This window comes from Azoarcus taiwanensis, assembly GCF_012910885.1.
Classification (GTDB): Bacteria; Pseudomonadota; Gammaproteobacteria; order Burkholderiales; family Rhodocyclaceae; genus Azoarcus_F; species Azoarcus_F taiwanensis.
Window position 1 is genome coordinate 1 of the sequence record NZ_WTVM01000220.1, and the last position, 3,333, is coordinate 3,333.

4 protein-coding genes are annotated in these 3,333 nt (G+C 60.3%); 3 read left to right on the forward strand and 1 reads right to left on the reverse strand.

The window, feature by feature from the left end; translation table 11 throughout:
• From GPA21_RS19610 to GPA21_RS19620, 3 genes are all read left to right on the forward strand, one after another.
• On the forward strand, positions 1–799 hold a 799-nt coding region (locus tag GPA21_RS19610; RefSeq protein WP_211163722.1), incomplete at its 5' end, for a MipA/OmpV family protein.
• A gap of 14 nt (positions 800–813) precedes the next feature.
• The gene (locus GPA21_RS19615) at positions 814–1,485 is read left to right on the forward strand and encodes a response regulator transcription factor (protein WP_246262069.1); all 672 of its coding nucleotides are present in this window, start codon (positions 814–816) and stop codon (positions 1,483–1,485) included.
• On the forward strand, positions 1,454–2,836 hold the full coding sequence (locus GPA21_RS19620) for an ATP-binding protein (protein ID WP_168989757.1): 1,383 nt from the start codon (positions 1,454–1,456) through the stop codon (positions 2,834–2,836). Before GPA21_RS19615 ends, GPA21_RS19620 begins: the two co-directional genes overlap by 32 nt.
• 32 nt (positions 2,837–2,868) lie before the next feature.
• On the opposite strand, the gene GPA21_RS19625 is transcribed toward GPA21_RS19620, so the two are convergent.
• Positions 2,869–3,333, reverse strand: a 465-nt coding sequence (locus tag GPA21_RS19625) for a Rossmann-fold NAD(P)-binding domain-containing protein (RefSeq protein WP_422614182.1), incomplete at its 5' end; no start/stop codon positions are given.

Genomic DNA, 3,333 nt, shown 5'->3' on the forward strand with positions numbered 1-3,333 from the left:
CTTCAAGGCAAGCGCTACCAGCCTGACCCGTGTCTCTGCTGTCGCAGCAGTGTTGGCCTGCTCCGCTCCGGCGTTTGCCCAGCAGCCTCCCGGTAAGGGTGAGCCCGAGGGTTCCTCCTGGGGCCTGGGCCTGGCCGCCATCAGCGCGCAGAAGGCGTACAAGGGCATGGATCGCGAGACCAAGGCCTTGCCCATGATCTCTTACGAAAATCGGTACGTAAAGCTGGGCGGCCCGAACCTGGAATTGAAGCTGCCCGGAATCGATCTGAATGAGTCGCAGCGCCTCAACTTCGGCATCGTGACCAAGCTGTTCGACGGCGCTGGCTACGAGGCCAGCGACTCACCGGCCTTGGCTGGCATGGCCGAGCGCAAGTCCAGCGTCTGGTTCGGCGCCAAGATGGAGTGGGAAAATGACCTGGCCGACGTCAAGTTGGAGTGGCTGGGCGCCTCGGGCAACAGCAAAGGCCAACGCCTTAACTTCGGCTTGGAGCGCAAGATCATGCTGAGCCCGAGCCTGATGCTGATACCCCAAGTGGGTGTTGAGTGGGTGGATAAAAAGTACGTGGACTACTACTACGGCGTGCGTGCCAACGAAGCAACGTCGGGGCGGGCAGCCTACACCGGCAAGGCCACGGTCAACCCGGAGATCAACTTGACAGGCATTTACCGTTTTGACAAGCAACATTCGATGATGCTCAATGTTGGAGTGAGATCCCTGGGCAAGGAAATCAAAGACAGCCCTATCGTGGGTCGTTCAACCGAGAACCGCGTGATGCTGGGCTACAAATACAGTTTCTGATGAGCCGAATACTCTTGATCGAAGACCATGAGCGGATGGCCCGGCTGATACACAAAGGCTTGGTAGCCGCAGGAATCGGCGTCGATGTGGCGGACCGCATCGACGCCGCGTGGACGGCCGTTCAGCAGATGTCTTACCAAGCCTTGGTTCTTGATCGGGGGTTGCCAGACGGGGACGGGCTGGTCCTATTGCAAAGGCTGCGCAGTTCCGGCGTTCGCGTTCCTTGCCTCGTGTTGACGGCCCGAGATGCCCTGCATGACCGTGTGGAAGGTCTCGAAGCAGGAGCCGACGACTACCTCCCCAAGCCGTTCGCGATGGACGAGATGGTGGCGCGAGTCCGGGCGTTGCTGCGTCGCCCCGTGGAGTTCCGAGCGCTCGATCCCAGCCACGGCGATCTGACGCTGCAGTCCGCCGCCAGCGTTTTGTGCTGCGGGGATGAAAGGGTCACGCTCGCCCCGGCGGAAGTACACATCATGCTGCTGCTCTTGCGCAAGCACGAGGAAGTCGTGCGTCGCAATGCGCTGGAGGCGGCAGCGTGGGGGTTGAGCGAGGCGGTCACACCGAACGCGCTGGATGTGGCCCTTCACCGCATACGCCGCAAACTGGTCGCTATCGGTTCGCAGCAGCGGATCGTCAATGTCAGAGGTCTCGGCTATGCGCTCCGCGAAGACGATTCGGCTCAGTAGTCTGGGCCTGAAGGTTTTGGCGGCCTACGTCGTGGGCGCCCTCCTGAGTATCGCGCTGGCCGTCGCAGCCGCGGTCTGGATGGTGGAGAACGACGTTCTGGCTGATCTGGAGTTGCGGGAGCGCGTTGGGACTCTTGCGAGCAAGATCAAGTTTGACACCAACGGTAAGCCTGTCAGGCTCGCTGCCAGCGAAGCCGATCTGGACTGGCTGTACGAAAGCCTCCCCCATGAGACCGCCTGGCGCGTGCTGGATGTGCAGGGAAACGTAGCACTCGTTTCAGAGGCTGGGGGAGCATTCTGGCCAGCCGGCGGCAGCGCCCCCCGGTTGGAGCGAGACACCTTTGTCTTCAAGCACAACGGCATGACGCTGCACGGTGCCACCGAATCTTTCGAGTATCAGGGACAGCAATGGCTCGTGCAGTTCGCCACCAGTGAGCGTCTCATGAAGCTCATCCAGCACAAGTTCGCGTTGCCGTACATGGGAATTGGCATTGGCATCTTCAGTGCCGTGTTGATTGTCGCATTCGGCCTGTGCGCATATATCACACTGCGCTATGCGCTCAAACCGCTGCGCGGCATCTCCGAGGCCGCGGCAGCCATCTCACCGCGATCGCTTCATGCGCGGCTGCAAACTGAGGTGGTGCCAGCGGAGATCAGCCCCCTGGTTGATAGCTTCAACCGAACGCTTGAGCGTCTCGATCAGGGCTACCGCGTACAGAAAGAGTTTCTTGGCAATGCAGCGCACGAGTTGAAGACGCCCCTCACGCTGATTCGCGCCCAGATCGAACTGATGGAAGGTGACGATGGCGATCGGGGTGCATTGCTGAGTGATGTCGAATACATGACGCGCCAGGTGCAACAGCTTCTGCTCTTGGCTGAAGCCAGCGAGGCTCACAACTACGACTTCACGACAGTCAAGGTGCAAGAAGTCGCCGACGAGGCCGCCTCCTATTTGCAGCGCATGGCCGAGGCCGCCGGTGTGCGCTTGACGGTATCAGCGACCGAGAACATTGAATGGAAGGCTGACCGCGGAGCTTTGTTCACGCTGCTGAAGAATCTGCTGGAGAACGCCATTCAGCATGCGCCCGCGTCGACAACGGTAGATGTGGAAGTTCAAAGTGACGCGCTGTCCGTGCGGGATTGGGGGCCAGGCCTCGATCCTGCCCAACTCCCGTTGTTGTTCGAGCGATTCTGGCGCGCGGCGCATCGACGCGACCACGGGGCAGGCCTTGGCTTGTCCATTTGCCAGGAAATTGCTTTGGCGCACGGGTGGCGTCTGACAGTTGAACGCGCCGAGCCTGGGTTGCGGTTCCGACTGAAAAACACGGTGATGAGCCAGCCCAACGCATAGATTCGCGAATAGCGCCGTGATGTGCATCTCTCTCACCGCGTACCGATCAATGCACTCCTGTTCGCACGACACCATTCGTCGAGGCTTTGCGGTTCTCGACCAGTGATGGCCTTGTAATCGCATGTTGCACCGGAAAAGCCACCCGCCGCTGCATTGGCATCGAACGATGCGATTTCGCGTGCGGCCGCCTCCGGGAGACCGCTTGCCATCAGTCCCTGCACCAGGGCTTCCTGCGATACGTCCACCACGGCAAGGGGATCGCCAACGGCAGCGCTGATGGCAGCAGCGATCTCACGCGTTGTTAGCGCTTTCGCACCGCTGAGGGTGTAGGTCTGCGTGGAGGTGTCTGTGCTTGCAAGAATCACGGCTGCTGTCAGCGGTAATCCAATAATCCCCACCTGTGGTAATCGAATTTTCCCCACCCATCGACTTGAAGGAGTCAGAGATGGAAAGGGAATCAGTGGTGTTCGATGTGGAAGCTGTCCTGGACCCGAGGG

Bases quoted from the DNA above. Each gene is read 5' to 3' on its own strand.
- GPA21_RS19620 (WP_168989757.1), top strand. From the start codon at position 1,454: ATGCGCTCCGCGAAGACGATTCGGCTCAGTAGTCTGGGCCTGAAGGTT.